At 58.4% G+C, this 25439-nt stretch carries 22 protein-coding genes; 9 read left to right on the plus strand and 13 right to left on the minus strand.

What is annotated here, in order from left to right; all coding sequences use genetic code 11:
- Positions 1-44: 44 nt before the first annotated feature.
- The 8 genes from HZB23_01575 to HZB23_01610 form a co-directional block, all read right to left on the minus strand.
- Entirely contained in the window at positions 45-3350 is a 3306-nt protein-coding gene (locus tag HZB23_01575) for a TSCPD domain-containing protein (GenBank protein MBI5843340.1), read from the minus strand.
- Positions 3351-3390: 40 nt separating this feature from the next.
- Entirely contained in the window at positions 3391-4293 is a 903-nt protein-coding gene (locus HZB23_01580; GenBank protein MBI5843341.1) for a LysR family transcriptional regulator, read from the minus strand.
- Between the two features lie 5 nt (positions 4294-4298).
- Complete coding sequence (gene coaD / locus HZB23_01585) at positions 4299-4790, minus strand: pantetheine-phosphate adenylyltransferase (protein ID MBI5843342.1); 492 nt, start codon at positions 4788-4790, stop codon at positions 4299-4301.
- A 99-nt stretch (positions 4791-4889) separates the two neighbouring features.
- Entirely contained in the window at positions 4890-5153 is a 264-nt protein-coding gene (locus HZB23_01590; protein ID MBI5843343.1) for an RsmD family RNA methyltransferase, read from the minus strand.
- The gene (locus HZB23_01595; protein ID MBI5843344.1) at positions 5150-5413 is read right to left on the minus strand and encodes an RsmD family RNA methyltransferase; all 264 of its coding nucleotides are present in this window, start codon (positions 5411-5413) and stop codon (positions 5150-5152) included. The genes HZB23_01590 and HZB23_01595 overlap by 4 nt, the downstream gene beginning before the upstream one ends.
- Positions 5410-6750, minus strand: coding sequence for a sigma-54-dependent Fis family transcriptional regulator (locus HZB23_01600; GenBank protein ID MBI5843345.1), 1341 nt, complete (start codon positions 6748-6750; stop codon positions 5410-5412). The genes HZB23_01595 and HZB23_01600 overlap by 4 nt, the downstream gene beginning before the upstream one ends.
- 51 nt (positions 6751-6801) lie before the next feature.
- A complete protein-coding gene (locus tag HZB23_01605; protein MBI5843346.1) occupies positions 6802-7389 on the minus strand; it encodes a 5-formyltetrahydrofolate cyclo-ligase in 588 nt (195 codons plus the stop codon).
- Positions 7390-7617: 228 nt separating this feature from the next.
- Positions 7618-8904 carry a serpin family protein gene (locus HZB23_01610; protein MBI5843347.1) on the minus strand — a complete coding sequence of 429 codons (1287 nt, stop codon included), beginning with the start codon at positions 8902-8904 and terminating at the stop codon, positions 7618-7620.
- Between the two features lie 304 nt (positions 8905-9208).
- Here HZB23_01610 and HZB23_01615 point away from each other — a divergent pair, with 304 nt between their 5' ends.
- From HZB23_01615 to HZB23_01655, 9 genes are all read left to right on the plus strand, one after another.
- Entirely contained in the window at positions 9209-9988 is a 780-nt protein-coding gene (locus HZB23_01615; protein ID MBI5843348.1) for an enoyl-CoA hydratase/isomerase family protein, read from the plus strand.
- Positions 9989-9990: 2 nt separating this feature from the next.
- Positions 9991-11592, plus strand: coding sequence for a propionyl-CoA carboxylase (locus tag HZB23_01620; GenBank protein MBI5843349.1), 1602 nt, complete (start codon positions 9991-9993; stop codon positions 11590-11592).
- A 156-nt stretch (positions 11593-11748) separates the two neighbouring features.
- A complete protein-coding gene (locus tag HZB23_01625) occupies positions 11749-12270 on the plus strand; it encodes a MarR family transcriptional regulator (protein ID MBI5843350.1) in 522 nt (173 codons plus the stop codon).
- Entirely contained in the window at positions 12267-13313 is a 1047-nt protein-coding gene (locus tag HZB23_01630; GenBank protein MBI5843351.1) for a 2-hydroxyacyl-CoA dehydratase, read from the plus strand. The genes HZB23_01625 and HZB23_01630 overlap by 4 nt, the downstream gene beginning before the upstream one ends.
- A gap of 100 nt (positions 13314-13413) precedes the next feature.
- Complete coding sequence (locus HZB23_01635) at positions 13414-14088, plus strand: nitroreductase (protein MBI5843352.1); 675 nt, start codon at positions 13414-13416, stop codon at positions 14086-14088.
- 81 nt (positions 14089-14169) lie between these two features.
- Positions 14170-15390: a 2-hydroxyacyl-CoA dehydratase gene (locus tag HZB23_01640; protein MBI5843353.1), complete on the plus strand. Its 1221-nt coding sequence runs from the start codon at positions 14170-14172 to the stop codon at positions 15388-15390.
- A gap of 2 nt (positions 15391-15392) precedes the next feature.
- Complete coding sequence (locus tag HZB23_01645) at positions 15393-16184, plus strand: 2-hydroxyglutaryl-CoA dehydratase (protein ID MBI5843354.1); 792 nt, start codon at positions 15393-15395, stop codon at positions 16182-16184.
- Positions 16185-16354: 170 nt separating this feature from the next.
- Positions 16355-16786 (plus strand): PaaI family thioesterase, encoded by a 432-nt coding sequence (locus HZB23_01650; protein ID MBI5843355.1) that lies wholly within the window; start codon positions 16355-16357, stop codon positions 16784-16786.
- A 164-nt stretch (positions 16787-16950) separates the two neighbouring features.
- On the plus strand, positions 16951-17478 hold the full coding sequence (locus HZB23_01655) for a hypothetical protein (protein ID MBI5843356.1): 528 nt from the start codon (positions 16951-16953) through the stop codon (positions 17476-17478).
- Between the two features lie 197 nt (positions 17479-17675).
- On the opposite strand, the gene mnmG is transcribed toward HZB23_01655, so the two are convergent.
- The 5 genes from mnmG to HZB23_01680 all read right to left on the minus strand — a co-directional run bounded on the left by mnmG (position 17676) and on the right by HZB23_01680 (position 25208).
- Positions 17676-19529, minus strand: a complete 1854-nt coding sequence (gene mnmG, locus HZB23_01660) for a tRNA uridine-5-carboxymethylaminomethyl(34) synthesis enzyme MnmG (protein MBI5843357.1) — start codon at positions 19527-19529, stop codon at positions 17676-17678.
- The gene (locus HZB23_01665; GenBank protein MBI5843358.1) at positions 19526-20845 is read right to left on the minus strand and encodes an MltA domain-containing protein; all 1320 of its coding nucleotides are present in this window, start codon (positions 20843-20845) and stop codon (positions 19526-19528) included. Before HZB23_01665 ends, mnmG begins: the two co-directional genes overlap by 4 nt.
- Before the next feature lie 102 nt (positions 20846-20947).
- Positions 20948-23644 carry a fimbrial biogenesis outer membrane usher protein gene (locus HZB23_01670; protein ID MBI5843359.1) on the minus strand — a complete coding sequence of 899 codons (2697 nt, stop codon included), beginning with the start codon at positions 23642-23644 and terminating at the stop codon, positions 20948-20950.
- A 47-nt stretch (positions 23645-23691) separates the two neighbouring features.
- On the minus strand, positions 23692-24480 hold the full coding sequence (locus tag HZB23_01675) for a molecular chaperone (GenBank protein MBI5843360.1): 789 nt from the start codon (positions 24478-24480) through the stop codon (positions 23692-23694).
- Between the two features lie 146 nt (positions 24481-24626).
- Positions 24627-25208: a hypothetical protein gene (locus HZB23_01680; GenBank protein MBI5843361.1), complete on the minus strand. Its 582-nt coding sequence runs from the start codon at positions 25206-25208 to the stop codon at positions 24627-24629.
- Positions 25209-25439: the final 231 nt, after the last annotated feature.

A 25439-nucleotide genomic window follows, 5' to 3' on the forward strand; every position in this document is an offset into this window, starting at 1 on the left:
TCATTGACTTTAACATTACCCATTCCGCATATAATTAAGCCTTTTCACGAACACTTTGAAAAGCCGCATGAGTGGCATACCAGACAGCCGGATTCATGGGCCAGCATCTGGCCGCAGTCCGGGCACTGGCCAGCCGGGCCCGTGGGAGTCAGCTCCGGCGAGCCGATTCTTTTTTGCAGCACCTGGGCCACGGCGTCCGGGCAGGAAAGCACCTGGCGCGAGTCCTGCCACGCGGGCGAGGGGCAGCGGATTCCGATAAGCTGCTTCACCACCTCCGCCGGGGGGACGCCGCTTCTGAGAGCCAGGGAGATGAGGCGGCCCGTGGCCTCGGTCTGGGAACTGGCGCAGCCGCCGGTTTTTCCCATCTGGGCGAAGACCTCGGCCATGCCCTCGTCATCGCGGTTCACCGTTACGTAAAGGTTGCCGCAGCCGGTCTTTATCCTCTCGGTTATTCCCCAGGTTGCAAGGGGCCGGGCGCGGGGGGCAAGCCTGCCGGGGGCCTGGACATCATCCTTCTGGGGATTGTCGGGCGTGGCGGATCCAACGCAGAGGACCTGCCTTTCCCGACTGCCGTCCCGGTATATGGTGAGCCCCTTCAGGCCCGCCTCGAAGGCCGAACAAAAGAGGTCCTTCACGTCCTCGGAGGTGGCGCTGGCCGGAAGGTTGACTGTTTTGGACACCGCGTTGTCCGTGTGCCGCTGAAAGGCCGCCTGGATGCGCACATGCCATGACGCCGGGATGTCGTGGGAGGTGACGAAAAGCCGCCTGACGGATTCCGGCACAGCCTCGATGTTTTTCACCGAACCTGTTCGGAGCACCTCCGCAACCAGGGCCTCGGAATAAAAGCCCATGCTTTTGGCGGTTTCGGCGAAAAGCGGGTGAAGCTCCGGCAGGCTGGTTCCGTCCAGCACCCGGCGGTTGTAGGCCACCGCAAAAAGGGGTTCTATGCCCGAACTGGACCCGGCGATTATGGATATGGAGCCTGTGGGGGCGATGGTGGTGGTGGTGGCGTTGCGCATGAAGGGCGTTTCGGGGGTATCGTAAACGCTTCCCTCGTAAGCCGGGAAGTTTCCGCGCTTTTTCGCAAGTTCCGCCGAGGCGGCCTTGCTTTCGGCGTCGATGAGGCTCATCACCTCGCTCGCCGCCTTTTCCGCCTCATCCGAATCGTAGGGAATGCCCAAGCGGATGAGCATGTCCGCGAATCCCATGACGCCCAGGCCGATCTTCCTTGTTGCCCGGGTGCGTTCGGCTATGGCTGGCAGGGGGTACTTGTTGATCTCGATCACGTTATCGAGGAAATGAACCGCAGTGCGAATGGTTTCCCGCAAAAGATCGCGGTTCAAGGCCCCGTTTTCCACCATGCGCCCAAGGTTGATGCTCCCCAGGGTGCAGGATTCATAGGGGAGAAGCGGCTGCTCTCCGCAGTTGTGGGCCATTATTCCATTGGCGTCGAAGCGGTTGACTCCTGGAACGCCTGCGTCGAAGACCTCCTCGAACCCGTCGGGAACCAGTTCCTTGAATCTGGCGGTGAAGGTCTCGCGGTTCATGCGGCGCTTGTAGCCAGAAAGCAGAATTTTCAGGCGCGCCTGTTTCTCCTCGTGGCGAAAGCCCACAAGAGTTTGAAACCGGAGCATGTTTTCGTTGGCGATGGCCAACTCGTGCTGCGCCCTGGTGGGAAATTCCCGTTCGCCGCCTTTACCGTCGGGTAAAAGTGCAAGACCAGCCTTTCTCCGGTTTTCATAGATGACGGAGGCTATACCGAGCCGCAAAAGCATTCTCTGGACAGCTTGAAGGGTTTCAAGGTCGCTCTGGGCAAGCCTTACGCTCACCCCCTTTTTCAGGTCCCCCTGGACCGAGCCGTCCGCGTCGAAAAGTCCGCCCAGAAAGCCCCTGTAAAAATCGCTTGAGCATTCCTCCAGGGCCTTCGTGATTCGCTTGTGACCCGGCTTAAGGCCCAAGGACGCGCACACGGCCTTCAGGGAACCGGGACTCATGCGGTACTCCCCTCGCCCTTTGACCATGGTCCAGCCGCAAAAATCGCTCCTGTGCGGAAGCGTTTTGGCAAAGGCAAGGGCTGCCTTCATCACGCCGCTTTCCTGTTCCGCCCCCCCGTTGGCCGCAAGGGGCAGAGGCCAGACGGAGAGCACGGCCTTGTCGGTTTTAAGGGTTCCATCCCCCAGAAGAAGACCCGTGAGGTAACCCTCGGCCATGCCGAACGAGCCGGGCCAGGACAGAAAATTCCGGTGATCGTTCAAGATTATCCTGTCGCCCTTTTGAAGATTTTCCGTAGCGACGAAAGCTGGCTCCGATGCCTCGCCCGAAAAGGCCAGCACCCTGTGATCCCCGGTGAGCCTCAAACTCAATCCTTCAAGGGTTTCCAGGCGGAACACGGGCTTTATTCCGGTGGAAAAAAATCCCCTTGCGTCGGTTTTGAAAACAGCTCCGTTTACGACGCATTCCGTCTCGATGCCTAAAAGGTCGCGGGCCATTCGCGGCCCTCTGGCGGTCATTATCCAGGTGTCGCCCGTAACGCATGGATTTGTTGCCTCGATTTTTCCGAGCGCGGGGGTGGGGTTGTCGCGGTTGATGCGGTCTATGAAAATTACGCCCGGCTCCCCGGTGGCCCAGGCCGATGAGGCGATGCGGTCGAAGACCCCTGCTGCCGGGATTCTTGCGGAGACCTCACCCGTGCGCGGATTTATGAGGTCGTAGAGGTCGTTTTTCTCCACCGCCTCCATGAAGCGGTCGGTTAAGGCCACCGAGATGTTGAAGTTGTTGAGGATGGAAAGATCGTCCTTGGCGCTTATGAAATCCATTATGTCCGGGTGGTCCACCCGGAGTATCCCCATGTTGGCCCCGCGCCGGGTTCCGCCCTGTTTCACGGTTTCGGTGGCGGTGTCAAAGACCTTCATGAAGGATATGGGACCGGAGCTGACCCCTGCGGTGGACATCACCGTGTCGTTGGCGGGCCGCAGGCGCGAAAAGGAAAAGCCGGTGCCGCCGCCGCTTTTGTGGATGAGGGCGGTATGCTTCAAGGAATCGAAGATGCTTTCCAGGCTGTCTTCAACCGGCAGAACGAAACATGCCGAAAGCTGGCCCAGCCTTCGCCCGGCGTTCATGAGGGTGGGGGAGTTGGGAAGAAAGAGCCCACTTGAAAGAAGCCCGTAAAAACTGTTTTCGGTCTTGCCGGGCTCGGTTGCAGGATCAAAGGCAAGATCGGCGGAAGCCACGCTTTTGGCCACCCTCCGGAAAAGCTCCTCCGGGGTCTCCACAGTGTTTCCGTGAAGGTCCTTTTTGAGATAGCGCCGCCGAAGCACCACCAGGGCGTTTTCCGTGAGAAAGGCGGTCATGGGCTCTCCCAGAGCTTGGCCTAAGGTGATTGACGCCGGATCAGGTCTTTTCCGTCAGCCGGTCCCTCAAAAACTCCATGAAGGCGCTGCACAGGGGCGACGGGGTGCGCCTGGCGTCGCGGATCAGATAAAACGTGCGCTTAAGATCGAGTTCCGGGACGTTTATGGCGGCCAGCTCCCCGCTTTTCAACTGGCCCTCCACCGCAAGGGTGGACAGGAAGGACACCCCGACCCCCGATTTCACGGCCTCGCGCACGGACTCCGTTGAGCCCAATTGGGCCACCACCTTGAAGGAGGAAAGGCTGAGCCCCTTTTTATCCAGGGCGTTTTCCAGAAACCGCCGTGTGCCGCTTCCAGGCTCCCTAATAAGAAGCGGCAGGGACTTTACGCCCGCTATGCCTACCTCTTTTTTCGAGGCAAGGGGATGGTCGCCCGGAACCACCAGCCGTATTTCATCGCGGCCCACGGCAAGGGCCTCCAGGCGCTTGTCCGCCGGAAGCGCCCCCACCACCCCGGCCTCGATGCGGCCCTCCATCACCATGTCCGCTATTTCCTGGGTGTCGCCTATGGAAAGGCTTAAGGAGACTTCAGGGTAAAGACTTCGGAACCTGCCTATGGCCGCCGGCAGGATGTACGCGCCCGGAATGGTGGAGCCGCCTATGGCGAGCGTTCCAGTGGGTTTTCCCATGAAGGCCGCCATGGCGGTTTCCGCCTCGTCGGCAAGGTCCAGAAGACGCCTTGCGTAGCCGAAGAGAATCTGGCCGCCCTTGGTGGGCTTGGCGTCCTTTCCCATACGGTCGATGAGGCGGCAGTCGAAGTGCTCCTCCAAATCCTTCACGTGGCTCGATACAGTGGGCTGGGAAAGGTGCACCGCCTCAGCCGCCCGGGAAAAACTGCCAAGCTCCACCACCTTGCAAAAAATCTTCAACTGCCACAGGTCCATTATTTTTATCCCGCCTTAGCCCCGAATTTTTCCTCAAGGCGCTTTTTCACGATGGGCGGAACCATGCCGTTGATGTCCCCGCCGAACTGGGCCGCCTCCTTTATAATGGAGGAACTGGTGAATATCCACCTGAGGCCGGTCATGAGATACACGGACTGAATTTCGCGCTGAAGCTTCCTGTTCATGAGGGCCATCTGGAACTCGTACTCGAAATCCGACACGGCCCGAAGCCCGCGCAGAATGGCGGTGGCGTTTTTCCTGGCCGCGAAATCCACCAGAAGACCCTGGAAGGACTCAACCTGGGTGTTGGGGGTGTCCTTCAAGACCTCCTTCAGCATCTCTTCCCGCTCTTCCACGGTGAACAGGTTGTTTTTTCGCGGGTTGACCAGAATGGCCACGATTATGGTGTCGAAGAGCTTGACTCCGCGCTTTATGATGTCCAGATGCCCGTTTGTGACCGGATCGAAGGAGCCGGGATAGATGGCTATGCGTTCCATGTGACATGCTCCGGGTTATGGGATGCGGCCTTGCTGCCCTTATGCGGTCGGCTTTCCGGTTGGCCGGGCCTTGTTACGGGATTTGGCCGGTCTGTTGGCTCATAACACGTGATTAAAAAACGAGACAAGGCTTTTCCCGTACTTCCGGCGGTCGGAAAGAACAAGATTTGAAGGAGGGGATGGCGGATCCGTTAGCGCGCTGTGCTCGGCCACCACCGTGGCCCCGCTGGCAAGGCACCCGGAATCCGCTATGTTTTTCAGGGTTCGGGAAAGGGCGTCGGCCTTGTACGGAGGGTCGGCGAACACCAGATCGAAGGGTCCGGGAAGCCCCGCCAGAGCCCCCGGGCGCAGAACGTCCCTCAAAAAAACCGAATGTTTTGCCTCAAAAGGGCTATGCTCTCCCGGTTGGAATCCACGAAAACGGCCCTGGCCGCTCCGCGCGAGAGGCTTTCCAGGCCGAGCGCCCCGGTTCCGGCGAAAAGGTCCAGGACCGCCGCGTCCGTTACAAGCCCACCAAGGATGGAGAACACCGCCTCGCGGGTCTTGTCCGCAGTGGGCCGCACGGGCGCGCCCTTAACCGCGCCAAGCCTTCTGCCCCTGTATTGCCCTGCTATTATCCTCATTCCATCCCGCGCAGTTTCTTTTCAAGGCTTTTGGTTTCGATGCCAAGAGCCTTGGCCGCCGCAGAAGGGCTGTTTTCATGGCGCAGAAGGGCCGCCTGGATGTAGGCCTTTTCAAAGGCCTTCCTGGCTTCCTTCAAGGGCTCCACCCGCATGATCTCGTCAGCCGTAAGGCAGGCCCTCGCCTCGTTCACCGGCGGAGGGATGTGTCCTGGCTCTATGGTGTCTTCCTCTACTGTTATGACGAGCCTTTCGGCCAGGTTCTTCAGTTCCCTCACGTTTCCGGGCCAGTGGTAGGACGTGAGCACGGACAGGGCCTCCGGGGAGACGGCCTTGGCCTCAGCCCCGTTTTCCGAGGCGAACTCCGCCAGAAAGGCCGAAAACAGCACGGGCACGTCCTCCGACCGCTCCCGCAAGGGCGGCACCTTTATGGGTATCACGTTAAGCCGGTGATAGAGGTCTTCCCGGAAATTGCCCTTTTCGATCTCGTCCTCCAGGTTCTTGCTGGTGGCCGCGATGACCCTTACATCGGCCTTCTGGGGCCTGCCCCCGCCCACCCGCGAAAAGGCCTCGCCCTCTATGGCCTTTAAAATCTTTCCCTGGGTGGCCATGTCCATCTCGCCCACGTCATCGAAAAAGAGCGTGCCCTTGTGGGCCATTTCCAGCTTGCCGCGCCTTCTGCGCCCTGCCGGGCTTCCCTTTTCGTAGCCGAAAATCTCGCCCGCCAGCCAGTCGGAGTTCATGGTGGCGCAGTTGACCGTTATAAGAGGATACTCGCTTCGGTTGGAAAGCTGGTGGACCGTTCGGGCCACCAGTTCCTTTCCAGTGCCGTTTTCCCCGGTGATCAGGACCCAGGCGTCGGTGGGGCTCGCGATGTGAATCTGCTGCATGAGTTGGGCCACGGGCTGGCTTTGCCCGGTTATGGAGTGCTTTTCCAGGGTCTTTTTGCGGAGGTAGCGGTATTCCTCCTCCAGGCGGCGGAAATTCAGGGCGTTATTTATGGTCACCACCACCTTGTCTATGGAAAGGGGCTTTTCGATGAAGTCGTAGGCCCCCAGTTTCACCGCCTGGACAGCCGCCTCCACCGAGCCGTGCCCGGTTATGAGCACAACCGGAAGATATGGGTAATCCTTCCTTATCTCCTTCAAAGTTTCGATGCCGTCCATTCCGGGCATCCAGATGTCCAGCAAAACCAGGTCCGGGTAGTTCTGGCCTATGGATTTGAGGGCCTCGTAGCCGGTCTGGGCGGTTTCGACCTCGAAGCCTTCATCCGAGAGGATTCCCGCAAGGGTTTTCAGGATCGGGATTTCGTCGTCAACGATGAGGATATTGGGAAACAAGGAGTTCCTCCGGGGCTGGCCGCAAGGAAAAACCGGAGCCGGCCCGAAAAGTCAGATTTTATAGATCACGCGTTTTTCGGTGATGATGATGTCGATGAAGCGGTCGTGGGCCTCCATGGGCACCTGGTTCACCACCTGGGCCTCCAGGGCGAGCGCCACCTTGCGGGTGGTGAGGGGAAGCTGGGGGATGAGCCGGTCGTAGGTGCCCTGGCCGTAGCCGATGCGGCCCCCGCGCTCGTCGAAGACCGAGCCCGGAATGAGGGCCAGGTCCACGTATTGCAGGGGAACGTGCTTGGTGGCGCGGGGGTCCGGCTCCATGCGCCCGAAGACGTTGGGATAAAGCTCGGGGTTGGCGGAATCGATCTTGAAGGGCAGAAGCTCGAAGGTCTTTGTGTTCAAAACCGGAATGAGGGTGATCTTGCCCTGGGCCACGCAGTCCGCGAGTATGGCTCTGGTGTCGGGCTCATTGGGGAGGTTCATGTATAACAGAACGGACTGGGCCTCCTCGAAATTGGCGAAATCAGCCAGCCGTTTTCGTATCTCGTCGCAGCGGAAGCGGTATTCCTCTTCGGAAAGCTCCTCGCACCGCTTCTGGGCCGCCGACCTCAATTCGCGTTTTTTCAATCTTGCGTCTTCCATGGCTCCCCCTGGCCGGACCATGTTGAGCGTTTCCTATATTTTACCTTTCATAACTTCCAATTATACCCCATAACAAGCAAAAATGTCAATCTCCAATGCATTCCGGGCCAAGAACGGCGGCGTGCCGACCTCAATGCTGGCGCAACAGGGCGGAAGGCACGCCCGGTTCAAATACGCGGGCAGCTATCTTCAACAGTCCGGCAAACAGGCATAGGGCGCGGGATGAGGCTATGCTTTTTGGGTGGGATCGATGACCCTGCCGATGAAAAGTATGTTCCCGTTTTTCATATCCTGGATGAGAAAAATAAAAGGATGGTCGACCGTTACCACCACAGGTTCAGGCGGAGCCGCCGCACATCCCAATGTTCCGTGGGTTACTGCGGCGGCCTCGGTCCCTTTTTCGTTAACGTCAACAAAGGTCTGATGTTTGAATTGCTGGATGAAAAGTGACTTGGTTCCATCTATTCCCGAAAAATCGGCACTATTCCCGAATGCCGAGCCAAGTCCCATTTTGGACAATATCTCCTCCAACGAATATCCTGTTCTGAAAGTAAATTTCGGCATGGAGAACTCAAGGCGCGCACACTCAATTTTACTTCTCCATTTCTTCAGATTTTCCAATGTAAGTTCTTTTTCGACTGCAGGCAGGTCGTTTGTAACAGGGAACAGAATTAACATGGACATGGCATCTCCAGTATACGGCAACTCAATAATATTGAGAAAATTTCTATCACGATAATATCCAAAATGTTCAGTTTCGCCCATCATTGAGCTTTTTACGACCTTATTTCTGTCAACTCTGAAATCCTGGTCAAACCATCCTATCTTTTTTAGAACTGTTTCCCATGTAGCCTTAAAATAAATTGCATTTGTAACAATAAGTTGTGTTGTATTGTCAATTTCATTTCTGTCAACAGCGTCATGGATTTTATTGTTGGTGTTGTCTTCAATCCAGTCATTAATTATATTAGCTGCGTTATCAGGCTCATTCACAAAATCAATGTTAAAAATTTTTCCATCATAATATTTTTTTGTAATATCCAAGTAATCGGAACGGAACCTGTGGCCTTGTTGCGCCCACAGTGCGTTGGCCATGGTCAATATGTAATCCGGCCTTGGCTTTGTCAGTTGGTTAAAAATTGATGCTGTTGCATCCCTTCTGAGTGTTGCGTCGTTTGCCTGATGAAAAACGGCCTTAAACTCGTCCGCCGTCTTCCCGCGTGCGCCCTCGGATAGAATTGATAGAACCATAGAAATGCTGTAAGGCGAAAAGAAAATATTGCCTTCGTCACTCTTCAACTGCGTGTAAAGGTCCAGGGCGAAACGATTGTTTGAGTCGATAACCTCCGCTTCGCCCGGTTTCAAGTCCGGCTGTGCGGCTTCGTCGGATGGAGAACCATCCTCTGCTTCCTCTGGAAAAGTGCTGAAGGTGATTACCTCGTTTGATGAATATGAGACCGTAAAACAGCTTAGAACCAACAATATGGCAAAAATGATCCAATACCTTTTTTTCATTTTCAACTCCTGAAATGGCAAGGAATCAACAAGCAGTGTTTATAGCATAATAAATAATATAGCCGACTCTTATTTGCAAGCAATTTTAGCTTTGCATGAAGTATAGCTTATCATCAAGGCTGGAAACAACACTTCCTCACTCGTTATCCCTCCTTTGGTCTTGACCCCGGTGTGTCCTTTCCTGTAGCTTGGCGGGTGGTTTTTTCGGAAAAAAATCCTTTCGGCAAATTTTGGCGGATTATGGAGCCTATCCATCATAAGTTATGGATAAGCCACTGATCCCGGACGCTTCAAGGGGGCTTAAATGGACAGTTGCGTTATTGCGGAAAAAAGGGGGCAGGTGGCGCTCATCACGCTCAACCGGCCCGAATTGATGAACTCCGTCAACTTCGACCTTCTATTGGGCCTGAAGGCGGAAATTGACCGGGTGCGGTTCGATACCGACACAAGGGTCGTGATAATAACCGGCGCGGGGGAAAAAGCCTTCTGCGCGGGCGCGGACTTAAAGGAGCGGGCCACCTACCCGGAAGCCAAGGTGCGCGAATTCATCTTCACCATCCGAAGCCTTTTTTCCTCCATCGAAACCCTTCCCCAACCGGTGATAGCCGCTGTTAACGGCGTGGCCCTTGGCGGCGGCACGGAACTCTCGCTTGCCTGCGACATCCGCTACGCATCAAAAACCGCCACCCTTGGGCTTACCGAAACGCGGCTTGCCATTATCCCCGGAGCGGGCGGCACCCAGAGGCTTCCAAGGCTCATCGGGCGGGGCCGGGCCAAGGAGCTTATTTTCACGGGCCGCCGGGTGAGCGCGGACGAGGCCCTTAATCTCGGCATGGTAAACCGTGTTTGCGAGCCGGGCCAATTGATTGATGACTGCATGGCTTTGGCCGACGAAATTCTGGGCTGCGGTCCCATCGCCATCGCCCAGGCCAAATACGCCATAAACGCCGGGATAGAGACGGACATCGCAACGGGCATGGCGATAGAAAGTAACGCCTACTGGCTCACCATACCCACCGAGGACCGCCTGGAAGGCCTTGCCGCGTTCCGCGAAAAGCGCAAACCCGTTTACAAGGGAAAATAGAAATGTCCGATTCTTATGCAGAAAACCGCGCCCACTGGCTTGCTGAGGAATTGAAACTTGACGAGCGCGTGAACGAGGCCCTTTTTTCCGGCGGCCAGAAGGCCATAGACCGGCTTGCCAAGCAGGGCAAGCAGGCCGTGCGCGACCTTATCTATAAGCTCATAGACCCTGACACCGAATTTTTCGAGCTTTCCAGCATAGCCGGTTTCGGCATGGACTACCCCGAAGCCGAGGATGTCCCCTGCGCGGGTTTGGTCACGGGCCTTGGCATGATCCACGGCAATTGGACCATGATCTTCGGCAACGACCCGCGAATCAAGGCCGGAACGTATTTTCCCATAACGCTTAAAAAGCACATGCGCGCCCAGGCCATAGCAGAGCGCTGCGGCTTGAACTGCGTCTATATCGCGGACTCAGGCGGGGCGTTTTTGCCCATGCAGGCCGACGTTTTCCCGGACGACCAGCAATTCGGCTCCATGTTTTACAACATGGCCCGCATGAGCGCAAAAGGTATAAAGCAGATAACCCTTTCCACGGGGGGGAACACGGCGGGCGGGGCCTACATCGTTTTCATGGCCTGCGAATCGGTGATGATTGATAAGCTCGCCTACTCCTTCCTTGGCGGGCCGCCGCTTGTAAAGGCCGCAACCGGCGAGGACATCACAGCCGAAGCCCTTGGCGGGGCCAGGGTCCACACGGGGGTTTCGGGCGGGGCGGACCATTTCTGCGGCGACCAGGACGAGGCCGTACAGAGGGTGCGGGACATCCTAAGCCTTACCCGTCCCCAGACCCTGTATACCCACCGCTACGAGGAAGAAGCTCCGCTGGTTCCCGAAGACAGCCTGTACGACATCCTGCCCGCAAACATCCATCAGGCCATTGACGTGCGCGAGGTCATCGCGGCAATCGCCGACGGCAGCGATTTCATCGAGTACAAGAAGGATTACGCCAAGGGCCGGGGCGACAACATAGTAACCGGCAGGATGCGCATAAGGGGAATCCCCATCGGGGTTGTGGCCTCAAACCGCGTGGGCATAATATTTGTGGAGGCGGCCCGCAAGGCGACGGAGTGGATAATCCGCTGCTGCAACGAAAAGCTGCCGCTGCTTTTCATCCAGAACTCGCCCGGCTACATGGTGGGCTCGGACTCCGAGCATTCCGGCATGGGCAAATACGGCGCGGACATGGTGCGCTCCGTGGCCTGCGCCCAGGTCCCGCGCGTTCAGCTCGTGATCGGCCCGGACAACGGCGCGGCCAACTACGGCATGTGCGGCAGGGGCTACCGCCCGCATTTCCTCTTTTCCACCATGCGGGCAAGAACCAGCGTGATGAGCGGCAAAAGCGCCGCCGAGGTCTTGTTGTCCATCGAAAAGCGCAAGAGGGAAATCTCCGGCAAACCCATGACGGAAGCTGAACTGGCCGAATTCAAGCAGATGATGACCGATAAATACGACGGCGAGGCCCACCCCTTCTACTGCGGGGCGCGGCTTTTAAACGACCGGGTGCTGAAATTCTCCGAGATAAGGCAGTGGCTTGGCATGGCCTTTGAGGTGAGCCTTTTGCAGCCGATCCCGGACCCCTCATTTGGAAATTTAAGGTTCTGAAAAAACCAATTGATGCTCCAGAAGAAGGCGAAAGGGTCGTCGAGTAAAGAAATTGCTCGGCGACCCTTTTTTTATTTCCATAAATCTTCGCTACAAAAAAGTCCTTGACAATATAGTTCGCATACGTAATACTTTGATCAGGAAAGTGAGGATAGCATGGATTTCATATCTCCACAGGAATGTCCGTATTTTTTGGTGACCAGGGCCGGGCTCGCGGTTACGTCGGCCCTCAAAAAGGGCTTTGCCGAGGCCGGAATCGAAAACGTCCGCCCCGCCTACATGGGGGCCTTGATGACCCTCTGGGAGGAGGACGGCCAGAAGGTGGTGGACCTTGCGCGCGGCGCGGGCCTTGAGCCCTCCACCATGACGGGGCTTCTGGACCGCATGGAGCGCGACGGGCTGGTGAAGCGCGAGGCCGACCCCGAAGACCGCAGGGTACTGCGCATCTTTCTGACGGAACAGGCCAAGGGAGCGTGGCCGGTGGTGATGAGGGTGGCCCTTTCGGTGGTTGCCGAGGCCTTCTCTGGAATCGAGCCGGAACGCCTTGAAGTCGTAAAGGATGTTTTGCGCACCGTGCTTAAAAACGCCCACGAGGAAAAATGCTCATGCTGTGATGTCGGGCGGCTTTCCAGTGTTTTTCGGTCGCTCAAGAACGCTCACGAGGAAAACGACAAATGACCGGCTCCAATCTTCCGAAACTTGGCTACGCCTGCGCCTACGCCCCGCTTCCGCTTATCGAGGCGGCGGGCTTCGCGCCCAAAAGAATTCTGCCCCTTGGGGATTTCCCGGACCAGGCGGGGCGCTATCTTCACGACACCCTTTGCCCCCACGTGAAAAAAATTCTGGATCGGGCCATTTCAAACGACCTTGGCGACCTAAAGGGCATGGTTTTCATCAACTCCTGCGACGCCATGAGACGGTGTAACGATGCCTTCCGCCGCGAGGGAATCGAAACCTTTTTCCTGGACCTTCCCGTCACCGGCGGCGAGCGCTCCACAGCCCGCTATGCGGCTGACATGCGCACCCTTTACGGCGACCTTTGCGAACTCTCCGGCCTTGCCCCGGATGAATCGCGCCTTTCCGAAAAAATGGCGGAATACGGCGAGCTTCACGACCTTCTGGAAAAGGCCCGCACCCGCCGCGACCAGGGGAGCCTTTCCGCCGAAAAATTCCAGGCCCTCGTGAACACGATATCGGCCCTTCCCGCCAAGGATGCGGCGGCGGAAATAAACAGGGTGCTTGGCGAGGCCCCCCAAACGCCCGACCCGAAGGCCGTTCCGGTCTACCTTTTCGGCAATGTCTTTCCCGATCCCCTTGCCTTTTCCATGATCGAATCATGCGGGGCGCGGGTGTGCGGCGAGGATTTCTGCACCGGTTCGCGCTTTCTGGCCCCCATGCAGGAAAGCGAGGGCGATGCTTTCATCAGGCTTTCCAGGAGCATCCTGGAAAAGCCGCCATGCGCCCGCACCCTCGATCCCGCCCGCCCCGGCGGAATCGGCCAGGACGTTCTGAAAGCGGCCACAGATGCGGGAGCAAAGGGAGTCATCGCCCAGTTTCTCAAGTTCTGCGACCCCTATCTTGCCCGGATGCCCCTTATCCGTCAGGCGCTCAAAGATGCGGGAATCCCGCTTTTGGTGCTTGAAGGAGACTGCACCCAGGGGTCCATCGGTCAGAGTCGCACCAGGATCGAGGCGTTCCTGGAAATGTTGAAGGACGCCTGAAACAGCCCCTAATGAAATGGCGGATTTGTTCGGAAGGCAAACGGATGCCGTTCAATTTTTGAGCAATCAGCCCTAAATCTTTGAAAGTACGAGGAAAATCATGGATATCCTGGAAGCCATAAATAAGCGGAAAAGCATACGCCACTTTTTGCATAAGCCGGTGACAAAGGAAGTCATGACGCGCCTTCTTACAGCCGCCGTGCGCGCGCCCTCGGCCAACAACACCCAGCCCTGGGAGTTCGTGGCCGTGGCGGGCAAGGCCCTGGACCGAATCCGCGAGAAAAACACCGCCCTTTTGCGGGCCATGACCATGCCCAACCCCGACCACTCCCTTGTGAGCTGGGCCAAAGACAGCGTCTACAGAAAAAGGCAGGTGGACCTTGCCAAGGAGCTGTTCCGGCTGATGGGGATAGCGCGGGAGGACAAGGAGGCGCGGGGCGAATGGCTTGAACGCGGTTTCCGCTACTTCGAGGCCCCGGCGGCGCTCTTCGTGCTGGCTGACAGGAGCCTCTCGGAAAGCGGCCCCCTCATGGACATAGGGGCGGCAGTGGAAAACTTCTGCATCGCGGCCCTCACCGAGGGCCTTGGAACCTGCATCGAGGACCAGGGCGTGATGTACCCGGACGTCCTGCGGGAGGAACTTTCCATCCCGCCGGAAAAACGCATAGTCATAGCGGTTGCCGTGGGCTTTCCCGATCCGGACTTTCCCGCCAACGCCCTTATAAGCGAACGCGAGCCGGTGGAAAACGTAACACGCTTCGTGGATTTTTTCTGACAGTTTCGCCAGAACGCGCAAGGGCAGGAAGATCGGGTCAAGCCCGGAAATCCCCTCCCCGGCCCTGAAAGGATAACGGCCATGATAAAATCATATTTCGACAACATGGTGGACGGCATTGAAAAAAGCCTCGCCTCCGGCGACGCCAGCGCTCGCAAGCGCTACGCCCTTTCGGTGGCGCGCCTCGGAAGCCGCCTTTATTCGGGCAAAGACAAGGTTGCCTGGTGCGGCGTGACAGCCCCCTTCGACCTTTTGAACTCCATGGGCGTCACATCCTGCTTCGTGGAGTTCATAGGGGCCATGCTGGCGGGCATGGGCGCTGCCGACCCGCTTCTTGGGAAGATTGAGGACGCCGGATACGGCCCCGACACCTGCGCCTATCACCGGGCAGTCATCGCCGCCGCCAAGGACGGCATGATGCCGGTTCCGGATTTCCTAGTGGCCACAAGCGCCCCATGCACGGGCGGCCTTGCGGTGATGGAAACGCTTGCCAGGGAATTTTCCCGCGACCTTTTCGTGCTGCACATTCCCCAGACCGACGACCCGGACTCGGTCAGCTACCTTGCGGACCAGCTTCGGGAGCTTACGGATTTCGTGGCTTTTCACACCAAGGTTCCGTTCGACATGGAAAAGCTCAGGGCCGCATCCGTCCTCACCAACCAGGCGCGTAAGCTGATGGTGGACGCATACCGCCTCGCCGCCGCCAAACCTTCGCCCGTGGCAGGAAAAACCCTCAACAACTTCGGCGTGGTGGTGGCGCTTTTATTGGGCACCCAGGAGGCGGTGGACGTCTGCCGCAGCTTCCGTGACGAGTTCGCCCGAAAGGTCGAAAGGGGCGAAGCCGGGGTTCCGGGGGAAAAACTGCGCCTGTTGTGGATTCAAAACCGCATCCAGTTCAAAAACGACATAACCGACTACCTGGAAAACGAGTGGGGCGCTGTCGTGGTGGCGGACGAGCTGAACGCAGTGACCTTCGGCCCCATTGACCCGGATGACCCCTTTCCGGGCATCGCCCGCCGGTCAATCTCGATTCCCTTGAACGGCTCCGTTGACCGCCGCCTGGAAAATCTTCTTTCCATGTGCCGGGACTACTCCATAGACGGGGCCATCAACCCCTGCCACTGGGGATGCCGCCAGGGCACCGGGGCGTCCGCCATGATCGCCACCGGCCTCAAAGCGGCGGGCGTGCCGGTTCTCAACATGGACGTGGACTGCATAGACCGGCGCAACTTCGCCCCCGGCCAGATAAAAACCCGGCTGGAAGCCTTCATCGAGATGCTCTCGGAAAACAAGGGGGTGTGAACATGAGCGGATATTTCCTGGGAATAGACATAGGAAGCCTCTCCTGCGACGCGGTCATAATAGACAAGTCGGGCCGCATCCTCTCCGCCTCGGTGGTGCCCACGGGAGCCCGCAACCGCGAGGCCATAGAGCGGGCCACCGGCGAGGCCCTGCGTGACGCGGGCCTTGCCCGCGACCGGCTGGCCGCCATGATCTCCACCGGCTACGGGCGCGACCGGGTGGAGGACCGCACCGCCGCAGTAACCGAGATCACCTGCCACGCGCGCGGCATTTTCGAGCTTCTGCCGGACGTGCGCCTTCTTATAGATATCGGCGGCCAGGACTCCAAGGCCGTGGCCCTGGGCCCCAACGGCAAGGTGGTGGATTTTGCCATGAACGATAAGTGCGCAGCAGGAACCGGGCGCTTTCTTGAAGCAATGGCCCGCGCCCTTGGGGTGGACATAACCGAGCTTGCGGAAATGGACCACGGCGCCACCCGCGAGCTCACCCTTTCCTCCATGTGCACGGTCTTCGCCGAAAGCGAGGTGGTTTCACTCATCGCCCAGGGAATGCCCGAAAACGAGATAGTACGGGGCCTCAACCGCTCCATCGCAAGCCGCACCGTCTCCCTTGCCAAGCGCGTATGCACCGACCCCACTAGATCGGTGGTGGCCATGAGCGGAGGCGTCGCCCACAACAAGGGGGTGGTCCGGGCGCTTTCTGACTTCCTCACGACCCCGGTCAACGTGCCGCCCATGCCCGACACGGTGGGAGCTTACGGCGCCGCCCTGATTGCTAGAGATCGGGCGGTCTGAGAACGCGAACTGCTGTGTTGCGCTTCACGGCGCGGGTCGTCATGTACGACAAGTACTATTCCTTCCCGCGCCGCTCGCGCGCCTTGCATTTCATCGTTCTCAATCCGCCCTGACTGGTGGCGGGATTAAAGATGAACAGGCAATAAGCCCGTAAAAATGGAGGATCAATAATGGAACTTTCAAAAATGAGCGGGCTGGAGCTGATAAGGGCGATGGTGCGGGGCGAAATTCCTCCGGCCACAATGGCAAAGACCATCCCCATGACCATAGCAAGGGTTGACCACGGCGACGTTGAATTTCGGGTAACCGCAAACAACGGGCACCTGAACCCAATGGGCGGGGTTCACGGCGGATTCGCGGCAACCGCTCTCGATTCCGTCACCGGCTGCGCGGTACACACCACCCTTGGCCCCGGCGAAAGCTACGGCACCGTCGATCTGAACGTCAAGATGCTCAAACCCGTTCCGGTGGACATCGAGCTTTCAGCAAAGGGGCGGGTAATCAACGTGGGAAAAAGAATCGGGGTTTCCGAAGGGGTGCTTTCGGACGACGCAGGAAGGATTTATGCGCACGCGACGGCCACCTGCATGATCTTTCGGTGAATCCTGAATAAAAACGCGAATCGCTGTGTCAGGCATCACGGCGCTTCATCGTTTTTATCCAGGATTCACACTGCGCCTTTATTTACTATTCTTGATATGCAGCTTGATAATGAAATACTGCACATCCTGATGCATCACCCACACATCAACGAAAGGAGCCATCCATGCCGCTTTTGAACATCGTTCCGCCGGAAAAGGCCGAAGGGAAGGTAAAGGACGCATACTCAATTTTCGAGAAAATGGGGATGCCCGTACCTCTGCCGCTGCAAATGATAAGCGTGAGTCCTGAAATACTCGCCATCCAGATGAAGGTGATGATGAATTATTTCAAGCATCCCACCCTCACCCTGCCGCTTCTGGCCCACATCCGGCTCCTGGTGGCCACGGGAGAGAACTATCCCTTTTGCATGAACTTCAACCGCGAGCTTTTACGGGGTTTCGTGGGCCTTACCGATGAGCAGATCGACGCGGCGATAAAAGACCCCAAAAGCGCGGCGCTCCAGGAAAAAGACCGGGAACTGCTTGCATACGTGGTGAAAGTGGTCGCCGACCCTGCCCTTTCGGACAAAAAGGACATTGAGCGCCTTCGGGAACTTGGCTGGAGCGACGGGGACATCTTCGACGCGGTAAACCACGGCATTGGAATGGTGACGGCGGGCATGGCCTTCAAAATCTTCAAGATGGGCGAGTGACGCGGATTTGACGCCGACCGGATCGGCCTTGTTCTTGACGTGTGCCCTGCTTTTTTGCGACTTCCGGGAGGCGAAAGGCCGATCACAAGCGATGAGCCGCAAGGCGCGCAAGCGGGCGGCGGCGGAGCGTGCTTCATGCACGTGAGCACGCCGCTCGCGTAGCGCAACACAGCGGATCGCGCTTGTGGACGGCCGCCTCACTTTTTCATTGCTATCCATAGGGCCGTCATCGCCCCCGCCGTCATCCCCTCCATGCGGGAAGCCTGACCCAGGGAGGCAGGGCGAAGGGCGGAAAGCTTCTCCTTTATCTCGGTGGTTAGGCCCGCGACGGAAAAATAATCGAAGCCGTCTGGAATCCGCCTTTTTTCCATCTTGCGGAAATCCTCCACCTGCTTTATCTGCCGGTCTATGTAACCCTCGTATTTTACGGATATTTCCACCTGCCGCCCGACCCGTTCGGCCACCGGCTCCGGCGCGGGAGCAAGGGCCTCCACGTCGGAATAATCCGCCTCCGGCCTTTTTAGAAGCTGATCCAGGCCCACCGCCTGGGTGAGAGGCTCCATGCCGCGATTTTGAAGGTGTTCGTTGACTTCTGACAAGGGCTTTACGATGGTTTTGCGCACCCGGCCAAGCTCGGCATCCACCGCTCTTTTACGCTCCCGCAGGTCTTTTATCTCATCATCCGATATCAGGCCCAGATCATGGCCGTACTCCATGAGCCGGAAATCGGCGTTGTCCTCCCGGAGCAAAAGCCTGTACTCGGCCCGGCTGGTGAACATGCGGTAGGGCTCACGGGTGCCCTTCGTGACAAGATCATCCACCATCACCGCGATGTAAGCCTCGCTCCGGTCCGGCAGGAAGGGCGGGCGGCCCAGAACTTTGCAGGCGGCGTTGATGCCCGCCCAAAGCCCCTGGCCTGCGGCCTCCTCGTAGCCCGATGTGCCGTTTATCTGGCCCGCCGTGAACAGGCCCGAAACCGCCTTGGTTTCGAGGGTGGGCAGAAGCTGGGTGGGGATGACGTAGTCATATTCTATGGCGTAGGCCGGGCGCACGATTTCGGCCTGTTCCAGCCCCAAAACAGAGCGGACAAGCTCGACCTGAACGTCGAGCGGCAGGCTGTTTCCAAGGCCCGACGCGTAAATCTCGCCGCTTTTTAGCCCTTCCGGCTCAAGGATCACGTGGTGGCGGTCGCGCTCGGCGAATTTCACCACTTTGTCCTCAAGGCTTGGGCAGTAGCGGGCGGAAACGCCCTTCACCACTCCGCCGTAAAGGGCCGAGCGGGAAAGATTTTTCCCTACGATTTCATGGGTTTTGGCGTTGGTGTGGCCCATGAACACCGGAACCTGTTCGACTGAAACATGATCGGTGAAAAGGCTCATGGATGAGGGATTCGGGTCGCCGTACTGGGGCTCGAACGCGGAAAAATCGATGCTCGATTTCAGAAGCCTTGCAGGGGTGCCGGTTTTCATGCGGCCAAGCGCGAACCCAAGGGATTTGAGATCGTCCGCCAGGCTGTAGGAGGCGAACTCCCCGGCCCGGCCCGCCTGCCGGGACGCAAACCCCACGTGGATTATGCCCGATAAAAAGGTGCCGGTGGCCAGGACCACGCTTTTTGCGGCATACTCGAAACCGGTGGAATCCACGACTCCCGCCACCTGCCCGCCCTCCGTCACGAGCCGGGCCACTTCCGCCTGCCTCACGTGGATTCCGGGTTGGGCAAGGAGTATGGCGCTCATCTCCTCGTGGTATCGCGCCTTGTCGTTCTGGGTGCGGGAGGACTGGACAGCCGGGCCCTTCCGGGTATTCAAGGTGCGGTACTGGATGGCGGTCTTGTCGGTGACGCGGGCCATGAAGCCGCCCAGGGCGTCAACCTCCTTCACCAGCTGGCCCTTGCCCGTGCCGCCAACCGAGGGGGAACAGGGCATGGCTGCAACCGCGTCCACGTTCATGGCGAACACGCAGACAGTGCACCCCATCCGGGCGGCGGCAAGGGCTGCCTCGCAGCCTGCGTGGCCCGCGCCCACAACTATGACGTCGTATTTCTCCGTCACTTTCCGCCCGCGCTTTTCAAAACGAGGAAAAACATCTCGCCCTCGCTTTTCATGCTTCCAGCCCCTTTTTCGGGTACAAGGCCGGACCCGAAGAAAAGGTCCAGCCTGCCCGGAGAACGGATGGCCCCTCCGGTGTCCTGGTTGGCAACGAAACGCGAAAAGGGCCGGTAGCCTGTCACCCTGCCGGTGGCGGGGTCCACCAAAGGCAGCTTCTGGCCCCGTATGAAGCAGAGCGCACCCATGGGGAAAAGCCTTCGGTCAGTTGCGATGCTCCGGCCCGGAGTCATGGGAACCTCGGTGAGGCCCAACGGGCCGCGCTCGGCCACCCGGTAGAAAATATAGCTTGGGTTGTAAAAAAGCACCCTGTCCCGATCCCTGGGGTTGGCGTCGACGTAGGCGCGTATGCCGTCCATGCTGGCCTTGTCCCTGGTGAGTTTGCCCTCCCTTATCAGGAGCCCGCCTATCGATCGAAACGGGCGTCCGTTTTCGGCGTCGTACTGGACGCGCATCTCGCGCCCGTCCGGCAGAACCACCCTTCCCGAACCCTGGATGTGAAAGAAGAAAAGCGCAATGTCGTCCTTCACCCAGGCTATTTCAAGGCCCCGCCCGGCAAGGACGCCGTCGCCGTCAATGGCCTTGCGGTCGTAATATGGCACGAATCCTAGGCCGTCCACGCGCCCGTAAATGACATCCCCTTTCCACTTGGTGGAAAAAATCCCCAAATCCAGGCGCACCAGATCATCCGGCCTTCTGTAAATGGGATATTTGTACGGGCCGCCGGGGGTGAGCGAGCCTTCCATCACCGGCTCGTAGTATCCGGTAAAAAGCATTGCGCCCTTGCCGTCGCTTCCCGTGGACCGGTAGATGGTGAACTTCTCCCGGATTGCCCTGTTGAATTCCTCAGGGTTCAAGTTGGACGTGGCGATGCCCTCGAAGACGTCCAGGGAGGCCAGAAGGTCGGCTGCGGTATAGGTATCCGGGCCGAAGGTGAATAATCTGTCCGGCTTGAAGCGGTTAAGGTATTCCCTGCTGTAATCCATTGCAATTTTTAGGGATACCATATCAAGGTCATCGGCGGAAAAATCGGGCAGGGCCTCGGATTCGGCGGGAAGCATGGGAAGGACCGCAGGAGTCACCGGCGGCGGTTCGGGTTCCTGGCAAACCGGTGTGGGCGGGCAGGGCTCGCATGGGGCGGTTACCGGGGGGGGAATGACCGTCTCAGGCTGGCGGCCTGCGCGGCAGCCGAAGCCGCCCATCAGAAACGCGGCCAAAACCAGTAAAATCAGGACTGAAAAACGCGGAACCTTGAACTTCATGGTCTCCTCCTTGACTTTTTTCTCCCATACAATATGGCAGAAACGAGCAAGGCGGCAAGACTTTTAAAAGGAACGGGGGAAGATTTTGCGGGATTTCTACTTCTAATGAGGCCCGCCGTTGGTCTTTACGGGCAGGATGATGTCGCCCGCCCTGTACATGCCCTCCAATTGGGCGGGCACCTCAAAGGACGCCTGGCCGTAGGGGCTTTCGGGCGAAAGGGGCCGGATGACGCAGGGGCCGGAACCGGGCGCCATCACCAGGAAGCGCCCGTACGAGTCGGTGAAGGTCAGCTCGTTGTTGCCGCCTTCGGCTTTCGGGAATTGAATCTCGCAGGGAAGTTCCTTTACCGGCTCGCCTTTTTCGTCCACCAGGCGGCCCAAAACCTGGAACCTGGCGGTGGTTCCCACGTAAAGCACAGTTCCGCTCTTGTAGCTTGGGAAAAGGGTGGAATAGGCCTCTTTCGGGATATAGGTAAGGGGCGGCTCTTCGGGCTCGCACCTCACGTTGGCGAGCCGGTAGGAGTAAAGATCGGGAACCACTGCAGGCAGGAAAAGGAGAGATTCAGCCTGCGCGCCGTTTTTCGTGGGGTTTACGAGGATTTTTCTGCCCTCGCAGTTTTCAACTCCCTTCACCAGGAGAAAACTGTCCCGAACCGGCCTCGATATCCCGAAATTTCCGTCGGCGAATACGATGCTGCTTTGAAGGGCTAAAAGTGTGCGGTTGAAGGTTTCGCCGTCGCCGCTTCTTCTTTCGGTTATCTCGTGGGTGACGGAAGCCCTGCCAAGGTTGGATGTGTAGGACGCCCCGGCTTCGAGTTCATCCGTGTCGTCGTCCCGGCCCGCCGACACGTAGCCCCTTGCTGCTCCAGGGTTGCCGGAGGAGCTGGTCTGCCAGTCCCACCTTGCGTCCACGCCCCCGTCCCAGGCCTTGGACGCCGTAAGGCTCTGGCCCTTTTGGGGCCAGTAAAGGGAGATTCCGAGATAAGCCTCGGAACTGCTGCGCCCGTCCGGGTCCACGGCGTACCTGGCGGAAAGGCCCGCCGCCAGACACTGTCGTAATCTCCAGGAAACACCGGCCGTTGCATAATAGGATTCGGTCGCTTCGGAGTCGCGCAACAAATCGCATCCTAAGCCCATGTTGGCCGTAAGATCATTCGGCAGCCTGAATGTTGTCGAAGCCGCAGTTTTGACCTTCTGCCTGTTGTAGGGCGCCGAATTGGCGACGGTGGCGAAATTTTCGCCCAGATATTCCGCATAGACCCGCCACCTGAGATCGTAAATAAGGCCCAGATCTATCCTCCGGCTGGTGAATGACAGCCTGCCCGCCCAGTCCTCCCCGTAATTCTCAAGGGCGCTGGCCGCAGCATCCATCTGGAAGGTGCCGAAACCGAAGGCCATTGCCGCATCACAGCCAAGCACCGCGTGATGGGACCTCGCCTGCAGAAAGCCGCCTGCGGTGAACCGGTCCGTAAGGCCCCTTTGGTAGTAGAGGGACGCTCCGGGCTCATCGCCGTCATATTCGTAGCCGCTGCCGATGGTTTTTCGCATGACCCCGGCGTTGAAGGAGAACCGGTCCCTTCCCCTGGAAAGCAGGATCGCTTCCCGGATGAAGGAAAAATTGAGGGTCTGCCGCCTTCCCGCTGCGTCCCTAATCCTGAGCTCCACCTCGTTTTCGCCGCTAACGAAGGGGAAATCCCTTAAGTCCTGGTCTCCGGCTTCGAGTTCCAGGGTATTGCGCAACACCCCGTTTATCCAGATTTCAACGGTGGACGGATTTTCAAGGTAAAAGGAAAAATCTCCGGTGGGATAGGTTATCTCGTGGGGTTTCAAGGAATAGTCCCTGGAAACGCCAATTCCTCCAAGGCTCATCACAGACTGGTACCCGGAAACCTGGTAGCTCAAATCCCCGCCCGAAAAACGAAGGGCCCGTGGGGCAAGGTCCTTTACCAGGCGGACGTCCCTGCGGCTCCATTCGTCTTCGTTGCCCTCTTTGTAAAGCCCCGCGCCCTCAAGTACCCAGCCCTTCAACTGGAAGGCCCCGTCCAGGCCCACCCCAAGGGGCCCGCGTTCGGAGCCGCCATTCGAGGGAGGATCGTCGTACTGCTGTTGCGCGCTCCAGTTTATAAAGGCCGAAAACGGCTCCGGAGGTTTTCCGCCTGCGGTGAAGGGATCGATCCTGCCGCCCGAAAGGCTCCGGGCGCTTCTGACCAGAAGCCTTGGCGGCACCCTGAGGAAAAACCTGAATGTGGCCGGGTCCACCTCGGTTTCGATTCCAAGGGCATGGAGCGAGCTGGTGTCCATGAACCCGGCCTTGGGGGCGGCCTCATTTACGGATTTCATGATTTCGGGCTTCAACATTCCCGAAAGCACCTTCAAAAGCGGAACCGGATCGAATAAGCCCGCCGTGGGCTCGCCCGCCCAGTCCATCTCCACCTTGCAGCAGAACTTGCCGTTCACCACAGCGTATACCCAGAACCTTTGGGGCGCGATCTTGGGCATGGGGGTGTGAAAAACCTTTTCGTAGATTTCCTCACGGGTCATCTGGGGGGGGACCGGCTTGGGCGCCTGGGTGGCAGGGCTTGGGGACCCCGGCTCCGCCGGTGAGGTTGCCTGGGCAAGCAGGGGCTGCGCCTGGATAAGGGCGAAAAAAACGAGGGACAGGACTAAAAATTGAAGCGGGCGCAAAACCCCGGAAGATGCGGAGCGGGGCCGGACCGGGCCTGTGCGAAGAAAGGAACCTTCCCTTATCACTGGGCAGGGTTCGGCCTCCTCAGCGATTTTGTGGATAGTGGAGTCCATGACATGTCCGATTAAAGAATCCAGCAAACTTTGTCAAGACCGCAGCCCTACTTTGTCGCCGTGTATTCCGAATCCGGCTCGATCTCCACCTTTACAGGCCCTTTGGGCAAGGCCTGGGGCCATGGCAGGACAATCTTTAAGGAATCCCCGGGCAGAAACTTGGTTCCCACCTTGTGGTCGGCATGGCCCACCACCACCGCCTTTTCGGCCTGAACTCCGCCGTCCTTGTCAAGGGGGGCGATCCTAATGCAATATCCCTGCATGTTGGCAAGCCCGGTGCCACGGTTGGCGCAGGTTACGGTCAGTTCCGCCGCCTCGCCCTCCCATCCCGCAACCGACTCCACCACCACCTTCGGCTTGGCCTTTTTGGGGGTGATATAGACAATACCCCTGTAATTGAACAGGACGTCTATCTCGATCCTGGCCTTGCCCGGAGGCAGATCCTCCTTTTCCTCGCCAAGGGGAACGGGAACCTGTTTGGCCAAGATGTGGTAGCCCCTTTCCTCCTTTATGTCGCCGGGGCCGATCCAGGCCACCTGCACCAGCCGGGTTTCCTTGGGCATGAGGACGACACGGGCGGGATACAACATGAAATTTTGCATGGCGTCCTCTTCCACGCCCACGGCCTTGCCGGTTTCGTCCCTCTTGAAACGGCTGATCGTTATTTCAACGGCCACCGGCTTGTCTGCCTCGTTGCTCAAGGAATAAATCCGGCTGGAATTTTTTCCCGATGGCGAAAGGCTCGCAACCGAAGGCGAAAAGGAATAGGCGAAAGCTGGGGCCGAAAACGCCAGAAGGAGACAACATGCCGAAATCAAACGTTTTATATGCATCATGGCTCCCTCCGTTTCGATGATTATTTTATGTGCCTTCCAACTGTCCTTCAACTGGAAAGCCCGGCCACCCACATCAGGCGGTGGCCGGGTTGTTGCGGCGGGCCGGAGCTTGGCTCTCCGGGTTGGGGGTTAGGGAGCTTAGATGGTTAGGGGATGGAGAGGGTCAGGGTGATGGTGTTTTGATACACACCTTCCAGGAGGCTGGTATCGGCGTTCCACTGGATTTCGAGGTTGGCTGCGTAGTCCACAGTGGCTGTTGTGCCGAGGCCGGGAAGGCCGGTGTGAAAGCTCTGGGCGCCGCCGGTCATGTCCTGGTAGCCCGCAACCTGGGGATTGGTGAGGCCGGCACCAAGGGTGCCGCCGGTCTGGACGATCCGCATCTGCTGAATCTGGATGCGGTCGGCGTAGGTGCCGGTATCAACGCCTATCAGCGCGGCCACGGTGCCGGTGCGAAGGAGCCCGCCGGAGTTGGAGGAGGTGACGTCCAGGCTCCAGCCGTCCTGGTAGTTGTTGTTGATCACGAGTCCGACCACGGCGATGTCGGTGCCGCCGTCATCCAGGGAGTTGCCGCCCGCGCCCACGGTGGTGTTGATGTCCGAGGTGTAGGTGTCGCCTGAAATGGCGTTGATGGGATCGACCTCGCCTATGATGACGCCGGCGAAAACCTGACCGGAAACGAACACCATGCCTGCCAAAATCAACGCTGTTGCCAAGAGGGCTTTCTTCATTTTTCTTCTCCTTTGGTGTTGGGGGGGTGCGGGGGCCAATCCCCGCTTGGTTCCGCATCTTTGCGGCTCGTTGCATTATTATAGAAGCAAAAGCCTTGCCAAAATGCCCCGGGACCCCCAAAAAAATTTCAACAGGCTGTTTTTGATATATAAAAAATTTTTTAACCCGTGGCCGACGGACTTTTCTTCAGCAGTTCTCCGGCCCCGCCACTATCAAAACGATAGCACCCT

The sequence above is a fragment of the Deltaproteobacteria bacterium genome, from assembly GCA_016235345.1.
In the GTDB taxonomy this organism is placed as follows: Bacteria; Desulfobacterota; Desulfobacteria; order Desulfobacterales; family Desulfatibacillaceae; genus JACRLG01.

Excerpts from the sequence above, each read along its gene's own strand:
- HZB23_01575 (MBI5843340.1), bottom strand. The coding sequence starts at position 3,350 with ATGACCGCCTTTCTCACGGAAAACGCCCTGGTGGTGCTTCGGCGGCGC.
- HZB23_01580 (MBI5843341.1), bottom strand. The coding sequence starts at position 4,293 with ATGGACCTGTGGCAGTTGAAGATTTTTTGCAAGGTGGTGGAGCTTGGC.
- coaD (MBI5843342.1), bottom strand. The coding sequence starts at position 4,790 with ATGGAACGCATAGCCATCTATCCCGGCTCCTTCGATCCGGTCACAAAC.
- HZB23_01595 (MBI5843344.1), bottom strand. The coding sequence starts at position 5,413 with ATGAGGATAATAGCAGGGCAATACAGGGGCAGAAGGCTTGGCGCGGTT.
- HZB23_01605 (MBI5843346.1), bottom strand. The coding sequence starts at position 7,389 with ATGGAAGACGCAAGATTGAAAAAACGCGAATTGAGGTCGGCGGCCCAG.
- HZB23_01610 (MBI5843347.1), bottom strand. The coding sequence starts at position 8,904 with ATGAAAAAAAGGTATTGGATCATTTTTGCCATATTGTTGGTTCTAAGC.
- HZB23_01615 (MBI5843348.1), top strand. The coding sequence starts at position 9,209 with ATGGACAGTTGCGTTATTGCGGAAAAAAGGGGGCAGGTGGCGCTCATC.
- HZB23_01620 (MBI5843349.1), top strand. The coding sequence starts at position 9,991 with ATGTCCGATTCTTATGCAGAAAACCGCGCCCACTGGCTTGCTGAGGAA.
- HZB23_01625 (MBI5843350.1), top strand. The coding sequence starts at position 11,749 with ATGGATTTCATATCTCCACAGGAATGTCCGTATTTTTTGGTGACCAGG.
- HZB23_01630 (MBI5843351.1), top strand. The coding sequence starts at position 12,267 with ATGACCGGCTCCAATCTTCCGAAACTTGGCTACGCCTGCGCCTACGCC.
- HZB23_01635 (MBI5843352.1), top strand. The coding sequence starts at position 13,414 with ATGGATATCCTGGAAGCCATAAATAAGCGGAAAAGCATACGCCACTTT.
- HZB23_01640 (MBI5843353.1), top strand. The coding sequence starts at position 14,170 with ATGATAAAATCATATTTCGACAACATGGTGGACGGCATTGAAAAAAGC.
- HZB23_01645 (MBI5843354.1), top strand. The coding sequence starts at position 15,393 with ATGAGCGGATATTTCCTGGGAATAGACATAGGAAGCCTCTCCTGCGAC.
- HZB23_01650 (MBI5843355.1), top strand. The coding sequence starts at position 16,355 with ATGGAACTTTCAAAAATGAGCGGGCTGGAGCTGATAAGGGCGATGGTG.
- HZB23_01655 (MBI5843356.1), top strand. The coding sequence starts at position 16,951 with ATGCCGCTTTTGAACATCGTTCCGCCGGAAAAGGCCGAAGGGAAGGTA.
- HZB23_01665 (MBI5843358.1), bottom strand. The coding sequence starts at position 20,845 with ATGAAGTTCAAGGTTCCGCGTTTTTCAGTCCTGATTTTACTGGTTTTG.
- HZB23_01670 (MBI5843359.1), bottom strand. The coding sequence starts at position 23,644 with ATGGACTCCACTATCCACAAAATCGCTGAGGAGGCCGAACCCTGCCCA.
- HZB23_01675 (MBI5843360.1), bottom strand. The coding sequence starts at position 24,480 with ATGATGCATATAAAACGTTTGATTTCGGCATGTTGTCTCCTTCTGGCG.
- HZB23_01680 (MBI5843361.1), bottom strand. The coding sequence starts at position 25,208 with ATGAAGAAAGCCCTCTTGGCAACAGCGTTGATTTTGGCAGGCATGGTG.